Source organism: Patescibacteria group bacterium, assembly GCA_041671645.1.
Taxonomy (GTDB): Bacteria; Patescibacteriota; UBA1384; order XYA2-FULL-43-10; family 1-14-0-10-43-13; genus JBAZBD01.
In genome coordinates this window covers 65,975-86,341 of record JBAZBD010000001.1, presented here as the reverse complement: position 1 = coordinate 86,341, position 20,367 = coordinate 65,975, and the positions used below count along the sequence as shown (strand labels likewise).

Below are 20,367 nucleotides of genomic sequence, written 5' to 3'. Positions count from 1 at the left end.
ATGTATCTATACAAAAAATCCTTCGAGAGCCGAAGGATTTTTTAGTTGAATATTAAATTGAAGTTACAGGTGGGGTTGGCGGTGTCGGAGGAGTGACTGGTGTGGCAGGAGGTGTTGGCGCTGGCATGGTCGAGGGGAAAGAATTTGGGAAAGGAGTCGAAGGCATTGATGTCGAAGCAGGATTTTCCTCGGGAAGAGGCTCATCAATTGGTGAAGTAGCTGATTCTGCTGGGGCTGTCATTGGGGTCTCTTTCGCCACGGGGGCAGGTTCTGCGGTTGGGGCTATAGCCGCTGCGACAGGTTCGGCCGGAGCTGGCACGACTGGCGCAGTTGGGGTAACTGGAGGAGTAGAAGTGGTTGGGGCGGCGAGTATTTCGTCTTTTGGTGTTTCGAAAAGGTCATCAGTTTGATTATCCTGGGCCTCTGTTGTCTTGGGATTGTACGAATCAATATCTGCAGAATCGGATGTTGGGGCGGTCACTGGCGTCGCTGCCGAGGCCGAAGAATCTACGTCAACGGGCTTTTCTTCCATCGGTTCATCAATTGGTGCAACTGCGTCAATATTATCAGCAGACGGAGTTGCGCTAGCAACCGGTTCATCTGTTTTTTCTTCAGAAAATGACTCTGTCGGCAGCTTGTTACCTGTCAATTTTTCAAGGTGGTGGACACCGACGATGATTGCTGACGGTTTGCCGTTCTTGGTCACCACGTACATATCATCGCTGGCTTCGACTTCTTCAATAATCTGATTGAATCTGTCTCGCGCATCGGTAATCGGAATAATTTTCTCAATGTCTACTTCAAGCATGGCACCTCCAGTGAATTATTTTACAATCTTTCTATTTATTCCATTCTAGCATTTTAATATTTATTTTCACAATTCCGTAATTCGAGTATAATTGGAAAGAGCAGAAAATTAATGAGAATCGAAAAATGAATAAATCGAAAAATGAGAATCTCGTTCAATTTATAAAGTTTGGTGTAGTTGGCGTCGTCAACACCGGTGTCGACTGGGTTGTCTACTATCTTTTGACGGCTTCGGTGCTAGAGGGGGACAAGAGCATCGCCAAGGCGATTTCATTCCTGGTCGCGGTCGCCAATTCATACCTTTTCAACACGATTTGGACCTTCAAGAAGGAATATCAAAAAATTGCTCAATCGGGCGAAGCTAACGCCAAAAGCATGATCCTGGTCAAATTCTTTGTTGTCAGCCTGATCGGCTGGGGCATCAATTGGCTAGTATTCAGAGCGACTCTTGGCTCCTACAATCCTGTCCTGATGGGTAAACACGATATCATGCCACTTGTCTTCGCCTCTGGCTCAGCGATCATCTGGAATTTCTTCATCAACAAGCTCTGGACATACAAGAGATAGGAATATCTATAAAAAAAGAGGCTCACGATGGGCCTCTTTTTTAGTGTAAACAATTATCTTCTTTTGAGATAGTCAGCCAACATTTCTTGCCATGGCCGAACTTTGGAAGAGAGTGCTGTCTCGACTTTAGTTTTATCCATGTATGAATAGGCTGGTCTCGTCGCTTTTTGGGGATATTGGTCGCTTGTGATCGGCTTGACCTCAATTTTGGTATTGGTTTGCTTGAAAATCTCAACTGCGAAGTCGTACCATGAAGCGGCACCAGCGCCAGAAAAGAGATAAACGCCGTAGGCGGGTTTGATTTCGATTATTTTCTCAATTGCCTCGACCAAATCGCCAGTGTAAGTAGGCGAGCCGATCTGATCGCTGACGATGCTTAATTCATCTCGATCTTTGGCAAGTCTGAGCATCGTCTCGACGAAATTGGTTCCTGGATGGCCCTCTGGCAATTCGCCAAAGATCCAAGCGGAGCGGATAATATAGTATTTATCACAATTATTTTTAACGGCTTCTTCGCCCTCGAGTTTCGTCTTCCCATATACTGAGAGAGGATTGGTTGCGTCTTCTTCGGTATAAGGCGAATCTTTCTTGCCGTCAAAGACATAATCAGTCGAGATGTAAATCACGGTCGAGCCAAATTCTTTACCTGCTTTTGCAATATTTTCCGAGCCCAGTGAATTCACTTTGCGGCAAATCTCTTCCGTTTCCTCGGCCTTGTCTACCTGAGTGTAAGCGGCGGCGTGCAAGATGAAATCTGGCTTTTCCGCGCCAACAACTTCGAGGACTTTCGCCTTGTCTGTGATATCCATTTCTGCCGAGTCGGTCAATACCAATTCGTATTTATCGCTTAGTAAATCGATGATTTTCTTGCCAAGTTGTCCTTTGGCGCCAGTGACTAATATTTTCATTATTCCCCAACCTTTGAATTGTTTAATTGCTCTCTATTGGTGTCGAGATATTCCTTGGAGATGATCCGTTCCCACCAAGTTTTGTTTTCCTTATACCAATCAATAGTTTTCTGGATGCCCTCGTCAAAAGTTACGGAAGGCTTGTAGCCAAGCTCGTTGCGGATTTTGGTGTCGTCAATGGCATATCTCATATCATGACCCTTGCGATCCTCGACGTGAGTCTTGAGTGTCTCTGGCTTGCCGACTGTTCTCAATATTGTGTCAGCTACTTCCAGGCCATTTTTCTCAGCATGACCGCCGAGGCAGTAGGTCTCGCCGGCTTTTCCATTGTGAACGATCAGATCGATGCCAGCGCAGTGGTCGGTGACATAGATATAATCTCTGATAGCCAGGCCTTTGCCATAGATCGGGAGGGCCTTGTCTTGAAGGGCGTTGGTGATGAAGAGGGGAATAACCTTCTCTGGAAATTGATACGGGCCATAATTGTTGGTGCAGTTGGAGATAGTCACATCAAGTCCATAAGTATCATGATAAGCACGAACTAGGTGGTCGCTACCGGCCTTGGAAGCAGAATATGGGGAGTGCGGACAATATGGAGTTGATTCGGAAAATCTCTCTTCTGGCTTGTCCAAGTCGAGGGCACCGAAGACTTCATCGGTCGAGACGTGATGGAATCGCTTGATATTGTTGTCCTTGGCAACATCGAGCAAGACTTGAGTCCCGACAACATTTGTCTTGACGAAAATCGCTGGCCCAGTGATCGAACGATCGACATGGGATTCTGCGGCGAAATGGACGACAATATCACAGCCAGCCATCGCCTTGACGACCGTTTCGCGATCGCAAATGTCACCATGGACAAAAGTATAATTTGGATTGTTCTCGACACTGGCAAGAGTTTCTAGATTTCCTGCGTAGGTCAGATTATCCAAGTTAACTATTTCGTAGTCGGGATACTTGCTCATCATGTAGAGAATAAAGTTTGAACCAATAAATCCAGCGCCCCCAGTTACCAAAATTTTCATACATTCTCCTTATATATAATATATTTCATCAATGCGGCGATGGCTTGGCCATCAGTGATCTCATTTTTCAATATCAATTCTTTTACCTCGGCCAGACTTTTTTTCGATAGCGTAATATCTTCAGTCGAATCAGGATTACTAAGCCCTTGGGTCAAATCTCGGGCCAAGTAGACGTAATCAATCTCGGAGGAAATACCATTGAATGGCCGAAAGTTCCCCAAATATATCCACTCTTTAGCAGCGATTCCAGCTTCCTCCACAAGCTCTCGCTTGGCTGCTGACAAAGGATCTTCATTTTTCTCGATACCGCCAGCTACTACTTCAGTGGACAATTCATTGTCTGCCGTGTAGCGATGCTGGCTGACCATATAAATCTTCTCGTCCGTGTCTTCTGCGATGATAGAAACCGAGCCTTTGGTCACGACATGGAAGTATTTGCCTGGTGCGCCGTCTGGACGGATCACATTATCCTCAGAAATCGAGTAATAAGGACACTCAAAGGCGGTTTTGCTATCAACTTTTTTCCAGCCAGCCATTATTGATTTTCCTGATATGCAAAATCAACGTCGCTATCTTTGAGCAGAGGAGCTTGTCGATCCTTTTCTGACACGATCGGCTCTGCCACTTGCCAGTCGATAGAGATTTCTGGGTCGTCGAAACGGATGCTCCTATCATTTTCTGGCGAATAGTAATTATCTACCTTGTACTGAAATTCTGTATTCTCTTCGAGTGTGAGGAAACCATGGCCAAAGCCTCTGGGAATGTAAAACATTTTCTTGTTTTCGGCCGTGAGCTCGACAGAAACCCATTGCTTGAATGTGGGCGAGTCTTTCCTCAGATCAACCGCAACGTCTAGGACGGCTCCTCTGGTACAGCGGACTATTTTGGCTTGTGCCATCGGATTCTTCTGGAAATGAATTCCGCGAAGAGTGCCTTTTTGTGCACTAAAACTATGGTTGTCCTGAACAAATTCACCCTTGATCCCGGCCTCCTCAAACTTAGATTTACTGTAAGTCTCCATAAACCAGCCACGATCGTCACCAAAAGCCTTGGGCTCGAGGATTAGGACTCCGGGAATATCTGTTTCGGTCACGTTCATAGCGACTCCAGGATTTTAATTTTGCCCTCAGCCACCTTCTTTAAATATTGGCCATATGGAGACTTACCATACCTATTTGCTGATACGAGCAATTGATCCTTCGAAATCCAACCCTGGTTGAAGGCAATTTCTTCGAGTGCGGCAACTTTGATATTCTGGCGCTCTTCAACAATGCGGATAAATTCGCTGGCTTGCGACATCGAATCCACCGTTCCAGTGTCGAGCCAGGCAAATCCTCGGCCGAGCAATTTGACGTTGAGATCACCCTTTTCCAAATATACCTTGTTCAAATCGGTGATTTCCAACTCGCCTCGATCACTCGGTTTCAAATTCTTGGCGAATTCGACGACGCGGTTGTCATAGAAATAGAGGCCGGTCACGGCGTAGTTGGACTTGGGCTCGGTTGGTTTCTCGACCAGCGAGATCGCTCTATTGTTCTCGTCGAACTCGACAACGCCGAATCGCTCCGGGTCATTGACATAATAGCCAAAGACAGTCGCTCCGCTTTTGTTGCTGGCGGCGTCTCTCAACATCTCGGTCAGCCCGTTGCCAAAGAAAATATTGTCTCCCAGGACCATCGCGACGTCGTCGCTACCAATAAACTTCTCACCGATGATGAAAGCCTGAGCCAGGCCGTCGGGAGAAGGCTGCTCTTCGTAGCTCAATTTGATTCCGTAATCCGATCCGTCCCCCAACAATTTCTTGAAATTTGGCAGATCGTGCGGTGTTGAAATTATCAAAACATCCTTGATCCCAGCCAACATCAGGATTGATAGTGGGTAGAAGATCATCGGCTTGTCATAGATCGGCAACATCTGCTTGCTCATCGCCATGGTCAACGGATAAAGTCTCGTCCCACTCCCACCTGCTAAAATTATACCTTTCATATGGACTCCTTTTATTTATCTGACTCAAATATTATCATCAAGGGTTTATAAGAGCAATCATTCCTGATATGATCGGACAAGAATTATGAAAAAAAGATTAGTACAATTTGTCGAAAAAGTCCACCTCAAGGTCTTCGGTCATGAGATGGGGGATGAGATGCGGTCATTCTTAACTCGCCTATCGTGGTCCTTTTTGTCTGGCATCGGAGCCTTACCAATTCTCATGCTGATTACCACCCTGGCTGGGCGCTTCATGGGACCGATCGAGTATGGAAAATACAATCTCATGCTGGTTGCAAATCAGTATTTAATTATTTTCATTTTTTTGGGTCTGGATACAGTACTTATCAGAAGCATCGCGAGAGACCCTTCCGTTAAAGCTAGAAAACGGGTTATCTCATCAATAAGCAACATTGTTTTTCTGGTGCTAGTCGGGTTGGTGGTCCTCTCGCCAATAGTTTATCCTTTTGTGAGCCGGATAATGTCTGGAGGAAAATCCTTTTTTCTGATGCTCATATGCTACACAATTGTTTTCTCAGCTAAAACTTTATTTGATTCGTCCATTAGAGGGCTGGAGGAGTTCAAAGTTCAGGCTAAGGCTAAGATATTCGAGGTGATTATCGTTGCCGTTCTATTTATCGCGGTGTTTTTTGTCCTAAAAGATCACACATTTGCGGGATTCGTTTCAGTTCTAGTCGCTGGGGCTATAGCAATATCGATTTATTATCTATCCTATCTTAAAAGATATTTTGGCAAAAGTAACTTTACTGATTCATTGGCTGTTTTGAGGGAGGGGAAATGGTTTCTCATAAGCGCGCTGCTTGGCACGATTTTCTTATCCGCTGACAAAATAATAATTGCGAAATATCTTGGATTCACAGCGTTTGGCATATACAGTGCCTATTATTTTTCTTCTTTTACCTTGATCGCACAAGCTGGGCAATTGTTTAACAACGTATTTTTCCCTGCTACAGTTCGGGTAAAAGACAAAGCATTTATTAAAAAAATTGATAAAATCTTTTGTATTGGGTTCCTGCCGCTGTTTGTTCTTGCATCTTGCTTGACTCTAATAATGTTATCAATATTTGGGCGGCAATACCCGGTCAGTTTATTTTATGTTATTGGCTTCTCCGTGCTCTCAGTTGTCTTTCTGTTCCAATCGATATATGCTACAATCATTCTTGATTTTTCGGAACAATATTATAGGAAATGTCTGTTAACTACATATGGAGTAAATTTCTTAGCGATTTGCCTCTATATAGTGGCTGTGAGGTTTAGCTTCTTCTCCGTGTCTTTAGTGATTGGGACTCTGATAGCAAACTATTGTATCACGATAGCGATTCAGCGTTTCTATATAAAGAAAGTAATGAGCGAGTGAGTCGAGACAATTACAAATTTTTCTACTTGATTATTAAGAGGTACGGATATGCTAAATAATAAAACAATTCTAATCACGGGTGGGACCGGCTCATTTGGTAAGCAATTTACTAAGCGGATTTTGTCTGAATATAAACCAAAAAAGATCATCATTTATTCTCGTGACGAGTATAAGCAATACATGATGCGCCGACAGTTCGCCGAATATGACAGTCAGCTGCGTTACTTTATCGGAGATGTCCGTGACAAAGATCGTCTGAAGAGGGCCCTCAATGGAGTAGATATTGTGATCCATGCGGCCGCTATGAAGCATGTGCCGATAGCCGAATACAACCCGATGGAGGCCATCAAAACCAATATTCACGGCGCAGAGAATGTAATCGATGCGGCTTTGGACTGCGGGGTCGAGAAAGTAGTTGCTCTTTCTACCGATAAAGCTGTCAATCCAGTCAACCTTTATGGGGCCACCAAGTTAGTCTCTGATAGATTGTTTGTTTCCGCCAACGCTTACTCTGGGGGCAAGGGCCCAGTTTTTTCTGTAGTCCGATATGGCAACGTTGCCGGTAGCCGCGGCTCAGTCATACCTTTCTTCAAACAGTTGTTAGATTCTGGCCAAAGAATAATTCCGATCACTGATTTCCGTATGACCCGATTTTTAATAACTCTCAATCAAGGCGTCGATCTTGTATTTAAGGCGATCAAAGAAGCCAAAGGCGGCGAGATTTATGTGTCCAAGATCCCGTCTGTCAAAATTACTGATTTGGCCAAAGCGATGCACAAAGAGGTCAAGCTTAAAGAAATTGGCATCAGGGAAGGGGAGAAACTTCATGAAGTCATGATCACTGAGGAAGACTCCAGATTAACCCATGACTACGGCGATCACTACATTATCTATCCAGATTTTGATTGGTGGAACCCAAAAATTCATTGCAAACCAGGGAGCAAGAAAGTGATGGAGGGATTCCGCTATTCCTCAGATTTAAACGATGAGTGGTTGGATCAAAAAGGCATTACAGAATTTTTGAAATCAATAGAGATTGTGTATTAAAATGAATAGTTTTATTGCATATGGCAAGCAGTGGCTTGATGACGACGATATCGCTGAAGTTGTCCAAACGCTCAAAAGCGACTTCTTGACACAAGGTCCAAAAATAGAGGAGTTTGAGCAGGCAATTTGCAAATATACTGGCGCAAAACATTGTGTCGCCGTCTCCAACGGCACGGCCGCCCTCCATTTGGCCGTTTTAGCATTAAATTTAGGGAACGGTGAGGGGATCACCACACCCAATACATTTGTTGCTTCAGCCAACTGCCTTGCTTATTGCGGGCTAACCCCTGCTTTCGCGGATATCAGGGAGGACACCTGCAATATTGACCTAGTGGAAATCAAGAAGAGAGTGACCGACAAAACCAAGGTAATTGTGGCCGTCGATTTTGCTGGCCAGGTCGCCGACTTGGAGGAAATATACGATTTTGCGAAGAGTAAAGGCATTTATGTAATTGAGGACGCCGCTCACTCTATCGGATCTTCGTTTGCTGATGGCAGTAAGGTTGGGTCAAACAAATATTCCGATCTGACGACCTTCTCGTTCCATCCGGTTAAGACGATTACTACTGGAGAGGGCGGGGCTATCACTACAAATGATGAAAAAATATACAAACAGTTGCTCCTGCTTCGATCTCATGGTATCACCAAAGATCCAGCAATATTAAGCCAAAATCCCGGTCCTTGGTACTATGAAATGCAAGATCTTGGCTTCAATTATCGTATTACTGACATACAAGCTGCGCTTGGTTTGAGTCAGCTTAGGAAACTTGACAAATTTGCTGCACGCCGTCGGGAAATCGTTGATAAATACAATAAAGCGTTCGCTAAACTTCCAAATGTCGTTACCCCTTATGAAAAGCCAGGCGTCGGCTCTGCATTTCATCTTTACGTATTAAAAATTGATTTTGCTAAAATTGGTAAGACGCGCAAAGAGGTGATGGAAGAATTAAGGAAAAACAATGTTGGCTCGCAGGTTCATTATATTCCTGCTCACTTGCAGCCTTATTATCAAGACACATACGGGTATAAGGTTGGGGATTATCCTGTTGCAGAAGCGTATTACGAGCAGTGTTTGAGCTTACCATTGTATCCAAAAATGACCGATGTTGAAGTAAACTTTGTTATCCAAAAAATAAAAATACTGGTCAGCTGACTAGGAGCCGAGGAATATGTTATGAAAGAAAATGTGTATATCGTCTCAGCCAAAAGAACAGCCGTTGGAAAATTCGGTGGTAGTCTTCAGGGTAGCTCAGCACCAGAGCTTGCTGCGGCTGTTATCAAAAATTTGATTGCCGAGAATCCAGGGATTGAAAAGAAAGTCGGAGAAGTTATTCTTGGCAATGTTTTGTCTGCTGGATTGGGGCAGAATCCGGCCAGAATTGCTAGCGTCAAGGCAGGAATTCCTGAATCAGTTCCGGCCTACACAGTAAACAAGGTTTGTGGATCAGGGTTAAAAAGCATTACCTTGGCCAGCCAGGCGATCGAGCTCAGAGAAGCAGACTTGATTGTCGCTGGTGGGATGGAAAACATGAGCCGTAGCCCATATTTAATTGATGATCATCGGTTCGGAGTAAAACTTGGAGATCAGACGATCAAAGATAGTATGATTACTGATGGATTATTTTGTTCCTTGATCGGCGAACATATGGGGGTAACAGCTGAAAATGTTGCCAAGAAATACAAAGTTTCTAGGGAAGACCAGGATCGATTTGCGTTCAGAAGTCATGAGAAAGCCCTTGCGGCCATGATGGAGAACCGTCTGTCAGATGAGATTGTTCCTGTTCTGGTGAAGCAGAAGAAAGAAATGGCGGAGTTCAAAATTGACGAGCAACCCCGTGCCGACACAACGTTTGAGGCGCTTGCTAAGTTGAAGCCCATATTCGACAAAGACGGCACCGTGACAGCAGGCAACTCCTCATCCTTAAATGATAGAGCTGCGGTTATCTTCGTTGCCTCTGAAAAATTTGTTCAAAATGAGAAAATCAAGCCCATGGCTAGGATTATGAGTTATGCTTCTGTTGGTCTGGATCCCAAGATCATGGGTATGGGTGTTTATTATGCAGTAGTTGCTTGCCTCAAGAAGGCAAATTTCAAGATTGAAGATATCGATCTTTGGGAACTAAACGAGGCTTTTGCCAGCCAAAGTGTTGCTGCCTTGAAACTACTTGGTATAGATGAAAAAATTGTTAATGTAAACGGTGGAGCTATCGCCCTCGGCCACCCAATTGGCGCAAGTGGCGCTCGTATCTTGGTCAGTCTCATCCATGAACTCAAAAGAAGAAAATTAAAATATGGGGTAGCCTCGCTTTGTATTGGTGGTGGTCAGGGCATTGCGATGCTGATAGAAAACTATGAATAAGATTGCTGTTATCACTGGATCGACCAGAGGAATTGGCAAAAGTATGGCCCTGGAGTTCGCGAAAAATGGTTATACAATAGCGATGACGGGAACCAAAGAAAACGACGCTTCCAAGCAGACCGTCGCTGAGGTCAAAGAAATTTCTCCCAAGAGCTCCATATTCTACTTTGATGTAGCTAACTACGAAGAAGTAGAAAAAGCTTGCGCGAAAATTCTGGATCAATTTGGCCAGGTGGATGTTGTGGTAAATAATGCTGGTATTGCTAGAGATAGAACGCTATTGAAGTTGTCTCTCGAGGATTGGGACGCCGTGATTAAAACTGATCTTTACGGCCCCTTTTTCATCATCAAACAATTTTTACCTAAAATGGTTGAAAATGGCGGAGGGCGAATCATCAATATTTCCTCCATTATAGCTCAGATCGGTAACTTCGGCCAAACAAACTATAGCGCCGCCAAGGCCGGCTTGATCGGCCTGACCAAGTCTCTGGCCAAGGAAACGGCACGATACGGTATCACAGTCAACGCCATTTGCCCCGGTTTTACAGAAACTGATATGGTGGCCGGAGTCCCAGATGAAATAATGAAAACAAAAGTTTTGCCAAAAATTGCTCTTGGCAGATTAGCCAAACCGCAAGAAATTGCGAAACTAGCCATTTTTTTGGCTTCTGACGACAGCAGCTATATTACCGGAGAATGTATCGGTATCAACGGCGGTTGGCTATAGCGTCGATGCCTCTTGTATGGAAAGATTGCGGAGTCGATCATATGAATGAGAAAAAAACTATATCAAAATTAACTAAAGGGATTGATAGTCCGGCCCTCCTCGACTATGCGACTGAAGAGCATGGAGAGTATTGGCGTGGTCACGAGGATCGGCTCGATCATCTCATAAAAACAGTTGTTCTTGAAATTGAGAGTTTGGATCAAGCAGCTTCAAAACCGATACAGTTTGACCACGAAAAACCAAAAACATACAAAGCGATTTGGGCGATCTCTGGGGCTGGGACTTATCAGGAGTCGATCACTGATTTGACAGGCGATGCTATCTATAAGGATAAAACTTGGGCGCACAATTCCGATAAAAAAAGAATTGACCACGCCATAAAAATTATTCGGGAAATTAGTCTTGCTGTCTCAGGACTCTCAGAAGAAGACCAAAAAAGTTTGACTGAAGAACAGGTCGAAAATATTATCAGAGAATTTGGGCCTTATCTAATCTACAACGGGGTTAAAATACAAATAGAAGCTTTAAGGAGTGCTGTCAGAATAGGCAAGCTAAATTTCCCGGAGGAGAAGCTCTGTATACCCGACGGAACTATCACTTGTACCATTGATCAGGTGACCGATTTAAAATTTCCGAACATTGAATTCAATATCGGAGACATAATCGGCGTTGTGACTCACTCGCCGCATTTTCCTCGGGTTTTGCGTATGGCAAATAAGCACAAATCCTTTCCCCGAGGAGCAACAATCCAAGCTTTTCCAATCAAATTAGATCATCTTGAGGATGAGATTGAATTTACAAACGCTGAATTAAGAGGCATTATAGGATATATTAGCAAAGACCATGCGGAGTTTGCGCCGTATTCTTATATTATTTAAGGTGGCAATGGATAAAAACGAAATTAGAGACAACGTAACACTTCGGTTGGCTACCGAGAAAGATTGCAAAAAGATCTTCTATCTTTTTAATGATCCCTTGGTAAGAAAAAATTCCGTAAATCAAGAAAAATTAGATTTTAAGAACCATAAGGCGTGGTTCGCCAGAAAAATTTGCGATAAGAATTATATTTTTCTGATCGCTGAAACTAAGGGCCTTTTTGCTGGTCAAGTAAGATTTGATCTCAAAGGGGACGAGGCCTTGACCGGTGTTAGTCTTCACAAAAGGTTTAGGGGATATGGTCTTGGCAAAATTCTTCTTATCAGAGGCATGGACTACTTAAAAAAATATCGGCCCGAAATAAGCTTTGCTACTGGTGACATAAAACCAAACAATCTAGCAGCTGTCAGAAACTCTGAATATGCCGGTTTCGTTTTCGAGAAAGAAAGTGTTATAAGCGGAGAGAAATTCTTACGCTGTAAATGTGATTTAAGAAAGAGATCCCGATGAGATTGAAGATTGGGAATAAAACGATTGGTGATGGAGCTCCGGCATTCATTGTCGCCGAATTATCGGCCAACCATGGAAACAAATTCGAGATAGCAGCGGACACTGTTAGGGCGATGAGAGATTCAGGTGCAGATGCCGTAAAGTTGCAAACTTACACTGCGGATACTATTACACTAAATTGCGACAATGATTACTTCAAGATCAAGCAGGGCACAATCTGGGATGGTAAAAATCTTCATAAATTGTACGAAGAGGCCTCTATGCCATGGGAGTGGCAGCCGAAGCTCAAGAAAATCGCCAATGATCTTGGCATGGAGTGTTTCTCGACTCCCTTTGACAATACGGCTGTCGATTTTCTAGAAAAAATGGATGTGCCTGCTTACAAAATTGCTTCTTTTGAAATTACAGATATTCCGTTGATCGAATATACCGCGTCGAAAGGCAAGCCGATGATACTAGCGACAGGTGTCGCGGAGTTATCAGATATAGAGGATGCTATTGCCGCTTGTCGAAGAATGGGTAATAACCAAATTGCAGTACTTAAATGCACTTCGTCATATCCTGCACCTCTGAGGGAGATAAATTTAGCAACGATCCCAGACATCGGTCGGAGGCTGAAAGCGATTGCTGGCTTATCTGACCACACCATTGGTTCAGCGATTCCGATCGCTAGCTGTGCTCTTGGCGCAAAGATAATTGAGAAGCATTTCATATTGGATAAAAAAATTGGTGGGCCAGATGCATCTTTCTCTATGGAACCAGAAGATTTTCGCAAAATGGTTAGTTCTATTCGAGAAGTAGAAGAATCTCTTGGCAAGGTGAATTATGAATTGACCGAAAAGGCAAGCAAGAGCCGAGATTTCTGTCGGTCACTTTTTGTAGCAGAGAATATTGAACGAGGTGAATTATTTACTACTGACAACATACGATCGGTTAGGCCAGGCTTTGGGTTACCGCCGAAACATCTCAATGCAATATTGGGTAAAAGAGCCAAAAAACACCTAGAAAAGGGTACGCCACTTAATTGGATGCACATTTAGAATTAATCATGACCGAGGTTTATATGATGGAGAGCAAAACATTAGCCATTATCCCCGCCCGTGGTGGTAGCAAGAGAGTTCCGAGAAAAAATGTCAAAAATTTTCTTGGTCAGCCAATTCTTAAATATTCTATCGATGCTGCCGTAAAGTGTGGCTGTTTTGACGAGGTAATGGTCTCGACAGATGACGAAGAGATTGCAGAGATTTCACGAAGATCAGGCGCCAAGGTTCCTTTTTTACGAAGTCGGGAGAACTCTGACAGCAAGGCCAACCTCATTGATGTTTTTGAGGAAGTGATCAAGAGATATGAGAAGGAGGGCAAATCTTTTGACAATTTCTGCGTGATTTTGTCGACCGCACCGTTTATAAATGCTGAAAGATTGAAATTAGGCTTTCAGAAATTAAGGGAAAATCACGCTGATCAGGTTGTGGCAGTCGTAAAATATAGCTTTCCGATCCAGCGAGCTTTCCAAATTGAAAAGGACCGCTTAAAAATGATTTGGCCAGAGAATATGCATAAACACTCGCAGGATCTGGAATCGTCCTACCACGATAGTGGCCAGTTTTACTGGTATAATACAGAAAAATTTTTGGCTCAGAAGAAATCATTTCTTGATGATGCTGTCCCCGTAGAGATACCTGAATCAGAGGTTCAGGATATCGACACCCTGGAGGACTGGAAGATCGCCGAGATGAAGTACAAAATTTTGGAAAATAATGGACAAACTTAAAGCTTTAATTGTTGGAGCTGGGAAAATTGGAGCGTATTTTGATACTCCCAACAGCAAAAACATCATCACACACGCTCACGCTTATACCGAACATCCTGGTTTTAAGCTGGTTGGTTTTGTCGATAATGACACTGAGAGGGGCACGAAAGCAGCCAAGGCGTGGGGATGTCGTAGTTTTAAGGATATTGACGAAGCATTTTCATCAGAATCCATTGATGTTGTCAGCGTTTGCGTGCCAGACGATTTCCATGCGGAGATTCTAAAATCATTGATGACCAAGTCGATCAAGGCTATCTTTGCTGAGAAGCCAATTACCAAAACGTTACTAGAGGCCGTGGAGATTGTAAAAATCTGTGAGGAGCGCAGTATCGCCTTGCAGGTCAACTATTCTAGGCGGTTTGTCCCGGAACTAATAAATTTGGCCGAGGCTGTTAAGGCAGGCGAATATGGTAACTTTATCTGTGGTACGGCTTACTATGGTAAGGGCGTTATGCATAATGGCTCGCATATGGTCGATCTTCTTCGGATGTTTTTGGGGGAAGCCGGTGCGTTTGAACCTTTTGCGAGAGAGAATGATTTTTCTACTGACGATCCATCGGTGAGTGGTATTCTGAAGATAAACTCAGGCAATGTTGCATTCTTGGCGATAGGCTCGAAAAACTATACAATCTTCGAACTGGAACTCCTTTTTGCTAGCGGTAGAATTCAGATACGCAATTCAGGAAATGATGTTGAGATTTGGCGGGTAGAGAAGAGCGATGAGTTCGAAGGTTATAAATACCTAGTGAAGGAGAACAACCTCAAGACTTCGCTAAATAGGTCTATATACTTTGCCGCCGATAACATATTCTCACATTTAACAAAAAAAGAAACGCTTCTGTGCTCAGCCAAAGAGGCCATTGCTGATCTAGAAACGGCTATTAATATGAAGGGATCGTAAGGGTGAAGAAAATTCTTCTGTTTGCCAGAGATCCCGGCGGAGCTAACACGGTTATTCCTCTTTTTGAACCATTGAAACAGAGGGGATATAAGGTTGTAGTATTCGGCAAGGATGTCGCGATGACTCGTTTTAACCAAAACGGAATCCACGCTTTGCCGATCGCCGAAGAGATCAAAGAAATAAGTCCAAAAGAGATCAAGGGGTTTCTTCTCATCCAAAAACCAGATTTTATCATTACCGGTACGAGCGCCGATGATATGACGGAAAAATATCTTTGGTCATCGGCCATGATTATGGACATTCCCTCATTTGCGATTCTGGATCAGTGGGTAAATTACGGAATCCGTTTTTCAAAATGGGGCGTTTCTAATGTCGATAAATATAAGAAGAACCCTCAGCATGAGTATCTGCCATCAAAGATATTGGTGATGGATGAGCTGGCTAAAAGTGAGGCGATTTTGGCCGGATTGCCCGTAGATCGGATTTTAGTCTCTGGACAGCCGTACTTCGAGTATTTAAAGAATAGAGAATTTGATACTCATGCTTTGGAAAAGATCAGAAAGAAATATCGTCTTTCTCACTCCAATTATGTTGTGACCTACGCTTCAGAGCCGATCAGAAAAATATATGGCGATGCTAGGGAACACTTTGGTTATGACGAAATCACGACATTTTGTAGCTTGCACGAAGCGTTGTCTGATATAGAGGACGTTAAGAAAAACTTTAAAATTTCTCTGATAATAAAACTTCACCCCAAAGAGGACGAAAGCTATTATGATGGGTTGATCAATAAGCTGAAGAGCGATAATATAAAAGTATATTTGGATCGGGATTCTTGCTCCCAAGATTTAATAAAAATATCAGATCTTGTGTGTGGGATGTCTTCGATGTTCCTGTTGGAATCTTATATTTTAGGTAAACCGACGATCAGCATCCAGATCGGGCTCAAAGGGGACAATCCCTTCGTTCTGGACCGGATTGGGCTAATGAGAAGTATTTTAGACCAAGGAACCCTGAATTTCCGGATCAAATCGGCTATAAACGGCGGAAGAGAGAAGATGGCTGAATTCAAATTAATAAAAGATCCGGTGAAAAGAGTAATTGATTATATGGAGCAGAGTTTATGCCAAAATTAGCGATTAACGGTGGCGAGAAGACCAGAGCCAAAAGTTTTCCTGCATATAGAGTTCTGGGGCAAGAAGAGACTGAGATAACTAAAAAAGTTATTGAGTCCGGCGTGTTATCCAAATTTCTAGGAGCATGGCATGAGGATTTTTATGGCGGGCCAGAAGTACGTGCGCTAGAGGAAAAATGGGCAAAATATTTTAACGTAAAACATGCAATTTCAGTTAACTCTGCTACCTCCGGACTCTATTGTGCCGTTGGCGCCGTTGGCGCCGGACCAGGGGACGAAGTTATCGTTTCGCCTTATACGATGTCAGCTTCTGCAACTGCTCCTCTGATTTTTAATTCTATTCCAGTCTTTGCCGATATTGAGGAGGACTACTTTTGTCTGTCTCCCGAATCGATTGAGGCAAAAATTACTAAACAAACAAAGGCAATTATTGTAGTCGACATATTCGGCCAACCGTATGACGCTGATAAGATCAATGCAATCGCAAAGAAACATCATCTGCTGGTTATCGAGGATTGTGCCCAGGCTCCAGGAGCTAAATATAAAGGGAGATGGGCCGGTACTCTCGGAGATATCGGTGTTTACTCGCTGAACTACCATAAACATATTCATACTGGTGAGGGCGGTATCGTCGTGACCGATGATGACGACCTTGCCGAAAAGATCAGGCTAATAAGGAACCACGCTGAAGCCGTTGTTGAGAATAAAGGTGTCGGCGATTTAGTAAATATGGTCGGCTTCAATCTCCGGATGACTGAGATTGAGGCAGCGATTGCTCAAGTACAACTTAGAAAGTTAGCTGGGCTGATAAAAGATCGAATTGACAACGTTAATTATCTCAATGATAAACTAAATCAGATCCCCTGTCTTGAGGTTGCGAAGGTCAGGCCGGAGAGCGAACATGTTTTTTACCTGCACGCGATTAAATTTGATGAGGCAAAAGCCGGAGTCACTAGAGAAAAATTTATTGAAGCCGTCAAGGCAGAGCTGGCTCCCATAGAACTGAGGGAAACTGAGGGGGTGAAAATAGGGACAGGCTATGTGAAGCCACTCTACCTCCAGCCGATTTTTCAGCAAAAAATAGCGTATGGCGACAAAGGCTGCCCATGGAAGTGTGCTTTTTATAATGATGACGTTTCTTATCAAAAAGGCATCTGTCCGGTCACTGAAAAAATGCATTACGAATTACTGGTAACTCATGAATTAATGCGACCGCCGATGACGAGGGATGATCTGGATGATGTGGCGAACGCATTCAAAAAAGTCTGGGAGAATAGAGGCCAGTTAACTAATTAGCGAGAGTATAGTATGGAGATAAAATTCGGAGAGAGTGCCGAGCTTTGGGATGAATTTGTCCATAGTTCGCCACAAAGAAGCGTATTTGTGTCGACAAAGTTTTTAAATTCTTTAAATACAAAATACGAGCTTGTTACTTGTGCCGAGGACAATAAGATCGTTGCCGGTCTGGTTGTGCTATTTGGCGATGATGGTCCTATCTCCGGCGTATTTCCCTTCACCGAGTATCAGGGCTTGTCGCTTGCTGATAATTCAGCTTTGGAGCCACATCGCCGACAGTCGCTGGAATTTAAGGTTACTGAATTCTTAATCGCTGAGTGCACTGAACACTATGGGCAATTGTGTCTGTGTCATTCTTGGCGCCTTGTTGATATGCGGCCGTTTCAATGGTTCAATTATCATGAGCCGGAGAAGGGAGTATACAATCTGGTGTTGAGATATTCAGCCGTCTTGGATCTCCGGAAGCATGAAAGCTTTGATGAGTATCTGGGCACGATTCGAAAAGTAAGAAGGCAGGAGATCAAGAAAGCTTTTGAGAATTTGAAGATCGAGGAAATTGACGATGAAATGGTTTTGGATGACCTGCATGATAAAACCTTTAAGCGCCAAGGTATCGAGCGTGATGAAAAAGAGTCGCTTCTTTTGAGAAGTATCACAAAGAGCGCCCTCGATAATCACTATGGCAGACTCACCTGTGTCAAAGTCGACGGCGTGCCGGTTGCCGCCAATCTATTTATCTTTGATGACCGATCCGGTTTCTACTTATTCGGGGCAAATCATCCGGATTATCGCAATCTAAACGCAGGCACATTATTGTTGGCTGATGCTGTACGTGATGCAATGGATAAAAAGCTCAGCGAGGTCGATTTTGTCGGGGCAAATTCTCCAAACAGAGGAGACTTTAAGCTCAGCTTTAATCCGGAACTTAAACCATATTTTGTTACGACCTTCAAACCGTCGGTCTAGGCTTTAGGCCGGAATGGGTTTTACTAAACAGTTGTTTTTAACGCTAGGACACCTATGCAATATACAGAGGGCAGAAATTACGGTTTTAACCAAGTTTTGAAAGACTACGCTCGCTTTCCACGGTTTCTGCCGTTACCCTGTCATATCGACCACGGGTGGAGCATTCTCTTGGAGCCGGCAGTGAGCGACCTTAGCACTGATAAACCCTGTGTTTTTCTTTTCAATAAACGGATGGTCTTGGCTTGGCGCAAGAAAAGCAAAATTCCGGCGTATGTAATGGGGTCTCCATACATCCATTACAAAAATGCCCACAAAATTACCATAAAATCTGACGCAAAGGGGACAGTTGTTTTCCCGAGTCATTCAACTTATTTCCTAAAAAGCGACTTTAATATCAAGGAATATTGTAAGGAGCTTAAAACTCTTCCGGCTGAATTCCAGCCGGTCACCATCTGCCTCTTCTGGTTGGATTTTATTGACAAGAGCGCTGATATTTATCGGAATGAAGGCTTTAGCGTTACATCGGCTGGGCCGAGGATTTCGAATAGCCAAGATTTTGTCAGAAATTTTTATAGGATACTTTCGAGTCATAAGTATGCCACCTCCAACGATGTTGGTACCTATCTTCTTAACGCTGTGGATCTCGGGGTTCCGTTCTTCTTGACTGGAAAATCACCAGTCTTAGTAAATAAGGGAATGCGTGATGTTAATGTCGGAAAATTTACCGTTATCGACAAACTTGAGTATGGCAAGAGGACAAGAGACTTATTCTCAACCGGACCCACCCATGTGATCAGCAGGGAACAGCGTAAGTTTGTGGAGGATGAGTCGGGTATCAAGGATTGCTTGTCTCGAGAGGAAATGAATAAAATTCTTTGGAGTTATTACCGAGAGAATAACTATTGGCTTGTTGCTTTTGTGCCCTATTTGTTCACTTCAATCTTTGCGTTTGTTGTCTTTAACGGACCGTGGATAAAGCTGCTGATGTCGATGAGAAAAAAGATGACGGACAAACTGAAATGAAAATTACCTTCCTGACCCCCAATTTAGAGATGCATGGTGGTAATTTGGTCATGCTCAGGTATGCAAACTTCCTGGCCGAGAGTGGCCACGAGGTTACAATTATCTCTGCTGACCGCCAAACTCTTTTTGATATCGACAGGAGAATTACGCTCAAACAATATAAATCTTTTCCGATCAGGTATGTTGATTTCTTTCTTCTCCAGAAAATTTATTTCAAACAAATAATTGGGTTAATTTCAGAGTGCGATTTTCTAATTCCGATCTATACTCCTTTGCTACCGGCAATCATCAAAGCCAAAAAGCAAAAAAAACTCGAAGCAAAAATTGTTTTTCTTTTTCAAGATTTCTTTGAGATGGTTTGGGCCGGCCCTTTTATCAAACGGATGCTTGGGAACAAAAAAATCACTGAAAACATTGCTCTTGCAGTATGTGTCTCGGATAGCTCAGAAAAAGCCCTGAGAAGCGTTTCCAAGGTCAAATCAGTGGTGGTAAAGAACGGCATTGATCCTGAATTCCATCAGAGTTCCCTTAAAAGGGATAATTATCTTCTCTTCGTTGGCCGACCGCAAAGACCGAAGGGCTTCCATATTTTTAAGGAAGCTTATAGAATTATCAAAAGAGATTCCCCCGAGATTAAAGCGAAGGTAGTATCCCCGACAGTTGAAGACAGAATTGTGAACGGAATAGAATTTATAAAATACAAAGATAGGGAACAGCTTGCAGAGATCTATAGTAGGGCACTGATCTACGTGAATACTAGCCTAGGAGAAAGCTTCGGTTTACCAGCACTTGAGGCGATGGCGTCAGGTGCCCCTGTGGTTTTGACTGACACTGTCGGAGCCAGAGAATATGCGAAGAATAAGGAAAATTGCATTGTCACCGCGGTAAATAGACCGGAAGAAACAACCTCCGCTATTAAGAAAATTTTGGCTGATTCTAAACTTTGTAAAAAGTTAATCGATAATGGCCTGGAGACAGCGGGGAGCTATTCATGGTCAAAATCATTTGAGAAGTTGATCAAATTACTAAAACATCTCAACTAGTTG

Annotated in this window: 22 protein-coding genes; 16 read left to right on the top strand and 6 right to left on the bottom strand. The window is 43.4% G+C overall.

Features of this window, described 5'->3' with window-relative positions:
- Positions 1 to 52: 52 nt before the first annotated feature.
- Entirely contained in the window at positions 53 to 808 is a 756-nt protein-coding gene (locus WC227_00425; GenBank protein MFA6963171.1) for a type II toxin-antitoxin system Phd/YefM family antitoxin, read from the bottom strand.
- A 125-nt stretch (positions 809 to 933) separates the two neighbouring features.
- Here WC227_00425 and WC227_00420 point away from each other — a divergent pair, with 125 nt between their 5' ends.
- Entirely contained in the window at positions 934 to 1,374 is a 441-nt protein-coding gene (locus WC227_00420; GenBank protein MFA6963170.1) for a GtrA family protein, read from the top strand.
- A gap of 53 nt (positions 1,375 to 1,427) precedes the next feature.
- Here the strand turns inward: WC227_00420 and rfbD are convergent, their stop codons facing one another.
- From rfbD to rfbA, 5 genes are read right to left on the bottom strand one after another with little or no spacing between them, the layout of a single operon-like run.
- Complete coding sequence (rfbD, locus tag WC227_00415; GenBank protein MFA6963169.1) at positions 1,428 to 2,282, bottom strand: dTDP-4-dehydrorhamnose reductase; 855 nt, start codon at positions 2,280 to 2,282, stop codon at positions 1,428 to 1,430.
- Positions 2,282 to 3,307 carry a dTDP-glucose 4,6-dehydratase gene (gene rfbB / locus WC227_00410; protein MFA6963168.1) on the bottom strand — a complete coding sequence of 342 codons (1,026 nt, stop codon included), beginning with the start codon at positions 3,305 to 3,307 and terminating at the stop codon, positions 2,282 to 2,284. The genes rfbD and rfbB overlap by 1 nt, the downstream gene beginning before the upstream one ends.
- Positions 3,304 to 3,843: an NUDIX hydrolase gene (locus tag WC227_00405; protein ID MFA6963167.1), complete on the bottom strand. Its 540-nt coding sequence runs from the start codon at positions 3,841 to 3,843 to the stop codon at positions 3,304 to 3,306. The genes rfbB and WC227_00405 overlap by 4 nt, the downstream gene beginning before the upstream one ends.
- Complete coding sequence (gene rfbC / locus WC227_00400; GenBank protein MFA6963166.1) at positions 3,843 to 4,406, bottom strand: dTDP-4-dehydrorhamnose 3,5-epimerase; 564 nt, start codon at positions 4,404 to 4,406, stop codon at positions 3,843 to 3,845. Before rfbC ends, WC227_00405 begins: the two co-directional genes overlap by 1 nt.
- Positions 4,403 to 5,293 (bottom strand): glucose-1-phosphate thymidylyltransferase RfbA, encoded by an 891-nt coding sequence (gene rfbA, locus WC227_00395; GenBank protein ID MFA6963165.1) that lies wholly within the window; start codon positions 5,291 to 5,293, stop codon positions 4,403 to 4,405. The genes rfbC and rfbA overlap by 4 nt, the downstream gene beginning before the upstream one ends.
- Before the next feature lie 85 nt (positions 5,294 to 5,378).
- Here rfbA and WC227_00390 point away from each other — a divergent pair, with 85 nt between their 5' ends.
- Genes WC227_00390 through WC227_00320 form a run of 15 tightly spaced genes read left to right on the top strand, consistent with a single transcriptional unit; the run spans position 5,379 to position 20,364 of the window.
- Positions 5,379 to 6,671, top strand: a complete 1,293-nt coding sequence (locus WC227_00390; GenBank protein ID MFA6963164.1) for a lipopolysaccharide biosynthesis protein — start codon at positions 5,379 to 5,381, stop codon at positions 6,669 to 6,671.
- Between the two features lie 48 nt (positions 6,672 to 6,719).
- Entirely contained in the window at positions 6,720 to 7,718 is a 999-nt protein-coding gene (gene pseB / locus WC227_00385; protein MFA6963163.1) for a UDP-N-acetylglucosamine 4,6-dehydratase (inverting), read from the top strand.
- A 1-nt stretch (position 7,719) separates the two neighbouring features.
- A complete protein-coding gene (gene pseC, locus WC227_00380; GenBank protein ID MFA6963162.1) occupies positions 7,720 to 8,871 on the top strand; it encodes a UDP-4-amino-4,6-dideoxy-N-acetyl-beta-L-altrosamine transaminase in 1,152 nt (383 codons plus the stop codon).
- 21 nt (positions 8,872 to 8,892) lie between these two features.
- Positions 8,893 to 10,077 (top strand): acetyl-CoA C-acetyltransferase, encoded by a 1,185-nt coding sequence (locus tag WC227_00375; protein MFA6963161.1) that lies wholly within the window; start codon positions 8,893 to 8,895, stop codon positions 10,075 to 10,077.
- A complete protein-coding gene (locus WC227_00370; protein MFA6963160.1) occupies positions 10,070 to 10,804 on the top strand; it encodes a beta-ketoacyl-ACP reductase in 735 nt (244 codons plus the stop codon). Before WC227_00375 ends, WC227_00370 begins: the two co-directional genes overlap by 8 nt.
- A gap of 41 nt (positions 10,805 to 10,845) precedes the next feature.
- The gene (locus WC227_00365) at positions 10,846 to 11,682 is read left to right on the top strand and encodes a hypothetical protein (protein MFA6963159.1); all 837 of its coding nucleotides are present in this window, start codon (positions 10,846 to 10,848) and stop codon (positions 11,680 to 11,682) included.
- Between the two features lie 7 nt (positions 11,683 to 11,689).
- Positions 11,690 to 12,190 carry a GNAT family N-acetyltransferase gene (locus WC227_00360; protein ID MFA6963158.1) on the top strand — a complete coding sequence of 167 codons (501 nt, stop codon included), beginning with the start codon at positions 11,690 to 11,692 and terminating at the stop codon, positions 12,188 to 12,190.
- A complete protein-coding gene (gene pseI, locus WC227_00355; protein ID MFA6963157.1) occupies positions 12,187 to 13,230 on the top strand; it encodes a pseudaminic acid synthase in 1,044 nt (347 codons plus the stop codon). Before WC227_00360 ends, pseI begins: the two co-directional genes overlap by 4 nt.
- A gap of 8 nt (positions 13,231 to 13,238) precedes the next feature.
- The gene (gene pseF, locus WC227_00350; protein ID MFA6963156.1) at positions 13,239 to 13,961 is read left to right on the top strand and encodes a pseudaminic acid cytidylyltransferase; all 723 of its coding nucleotides are present in this window, start codon (positions 13,239 to 13,241) and stop codon (positions 13,959 to 13,961) included.
- On the top strand, positions 13,948 to 14,901 hold the full coding sequence (locus tag WC227_00345) for a Gfo/Idh/MocA family oxidoreductase (GenBank protein ID MFA6963155.1): 954 nt from the start codon (positions 13,948 to 13,950) through the stop codon (positions 14,899 to 14,901). The genes pseF and WC227_00345 overlap by 14 nt, the downstream gene beginning before the upstream one ends.
- A 2-nt stretch (positions 14,902 to 14,903) precedes the next feature.
- Positions 14,904 to 16,037, top strand: a complete 1,134-nt coding sequence (locus WC227_00340; GenBank protein MFA6963154.1) for a hypothetical protein — start codon at positions 14,904 to 14,906, stop codon at positions 16,035 to 16,037.
- Entirely contained in the window at positions 16,025 to 17,332 is a 1,308-nt protein-coding gene (locus WC227_00335) for a DegT/DnrJ/EryC1/StrS family aminotransferase (protein MFA6963153.1), read from the top strand. The genes WC227_00340 and WC227_00335 overlap by 13 nt, the downstream gene beginning before the upstream one ends.
- 12 nt (positions 17,333 to 17,344) lie before the next feature.
- Entirely contained in the window at positions 17,345 to 18,298 is a 954-nt protein-coding gene (locus WC227_00330; GenBank protein MFA6963152.1) for a GNAT family N-acetyltransferase, read from the top strand.
- Positions 18,299 to 18,352: 54 nt separating this feature from the next.
- Positions 18,353 to 19,321, top strand: a complete 969-nt coding sequence (locus WC227_00325) for a hypothetical protein (protein ID MFA6963151.1) — start codon at positions 18,353 to 18,355, stop codon at positions 19,319 to 19,321.
- Positions 19,267 to 20,364 carry a glycosyltransferase family 4 protein gene (locus WC227_00320; protein ID MFA6963150.1) on the top strand — a complete coding sequence of 366 codons (1,098 nt, stop codon included), beginning with the start codon at positions 19,267 to 19,269 and terminating at the stop codon, positions 20,362 to 20,364. Before WC227_00325 ends, WC227_00320 begins: the two co-directional genes overlap by 55 nt.
- Positions 20,365 to 20,367 lie beyond the last annotated feature (3 nt).

Excerpts from the sequence above, each read along its gene's own strand:
- WC227_00425 (MFA6963171.1), bottom strand. The coding sequence starts at position 808 with ATGCTTGAAGTAGACATTGAGAAAATTATTCCGATTACCGATGCGCGA.
- WC227_00420 (MFA6963170.1), top strand. The coding sequence starts at position 934 with ATGAATAAATCGAAAAATGAGAATCTCGTTCAATTTATAAAGTTTGGT.
- rfbD (MFA6963169.1), bottom strand. The coding sequence starts at position 2,282 with ATGAAAATATTAGTCACTGGCGCCAAAGGACAACTTGGCAAGAAAATC.
- rfbB (MFA6963168.1), bottom strand. The coding sequence starts at position 3,307 with ATGAAAATTTTGGTAACTGGGGGCGCTGGATTTATTGGTTCAAACTTT.
- WC227_00405 (MFA6963167.1), bottom strand. The coding sequence starts at position 3,843 with ATGGCTGGCTGGAAAAAAGTTGATAGCAAAACCGCCTTTGAGTGTCCT.
- rfbC (MFA6963166.1), bottom strand. The coding sequence starts at position 4,406 with ATGAACGTGACCGAAACAGATATTCCCGGAGTCCTAATCCTCGAGCCC.
- rfbA (MFA6963165.1), bottom strand. The coding sequence starts at position 5,293 with ATGAAAGGTATAATTTTAGCAGGTGGGAGTGGGACGAGACTTTATCCG.
- WC227_00390 (MFA6963164.1), top strand. The coding sequence starts at position 5,379 with ATGAAAAAAAGATTAGTACAATTTGTCGAAAAAGTCCACCTCAAGGTC.
- pseB (MFA6963163.1), top strand. The coding sequence starts at position 6,720 with ATGCTAAATAATAAAACAATTCTAATCACGGGTGGGACCGGCTCATTT.
- pseC (MFA6963162.1), top strand. The coding sequence starts at position 7,720 with ATGAATAGTTTTATTGCATATGGCAAGCAGTGGCTTGATGACGACGAT.
- WC227_00375 (MFA6963161.1), top strand. The coding sequence starts at position 8,893 with ATGAAAGAAAATGTGTATATCGTCTCAGCCAAAAGAACAGCCGTTGGA.
- WC227_00370 (MFA6963160.1), top strand. The coding sequence starts at position 10,070 with ATGAATAAGATTGCTGTTATCACTGGATCGACCAGAGGAATTGGCAAA.
- WC227_00365 (MFA6963159.1), top strand. The coding sequence starts at position 10,846 with ATGAATGAGAAAAAAACTATATCAAAATTAACTAAAGGGATTGATAGT.
- WC227_00360 (MFA6963158.1), top strand. The coding sequence starts at position 11,690 with ATGGATAAAAACGAAATTAGAGACAACGTAACACTTCGGTTGGCTACC.
- pseI (MFA6963157.1), top strand. The coding sequence starts at position 12,187 with ATGAGATTGAAGATTGGGAATAAAACGATTGGTGATGGAGCTCCGGCA.
- pseF (MFA6963156.1), top strand. The coding sequence starts at position 13,239 with ATGACCGAGGTTTATATGATGGAGAGCAAAACATTAGCCATTATCCCC.
- WC227_00345 (MFA6963155.1), top strand. The coding sequence starts at position 13,948 with ATGGACAAACTTAAAGCTTTAATTGTTGGAGCTGGGAAAATTGGAGCG.
- WC227_00335 (MFA6963153.1), top strand. The coding sequence starts at position 16,025 with ATGCCAAAATTAGCGATTAACGGTGGCGAGAAGACCAGAGCCAAAAGT.
- WC227_00330 (MFA6963152.1), top strand. The coding sequence starts at position 17,345 with ATGGAGATAAAATTCGGAGAGAGTGCCGAGCTTTGGGATGAATTTGTC.
- WC227_00325 (MFA6963151.1), top strand. The coding sequence starts at position 18,353 with ATGCAATATACAGAGGGCAGAAATTACGGTTTTAACCAAGTTTTGAAA.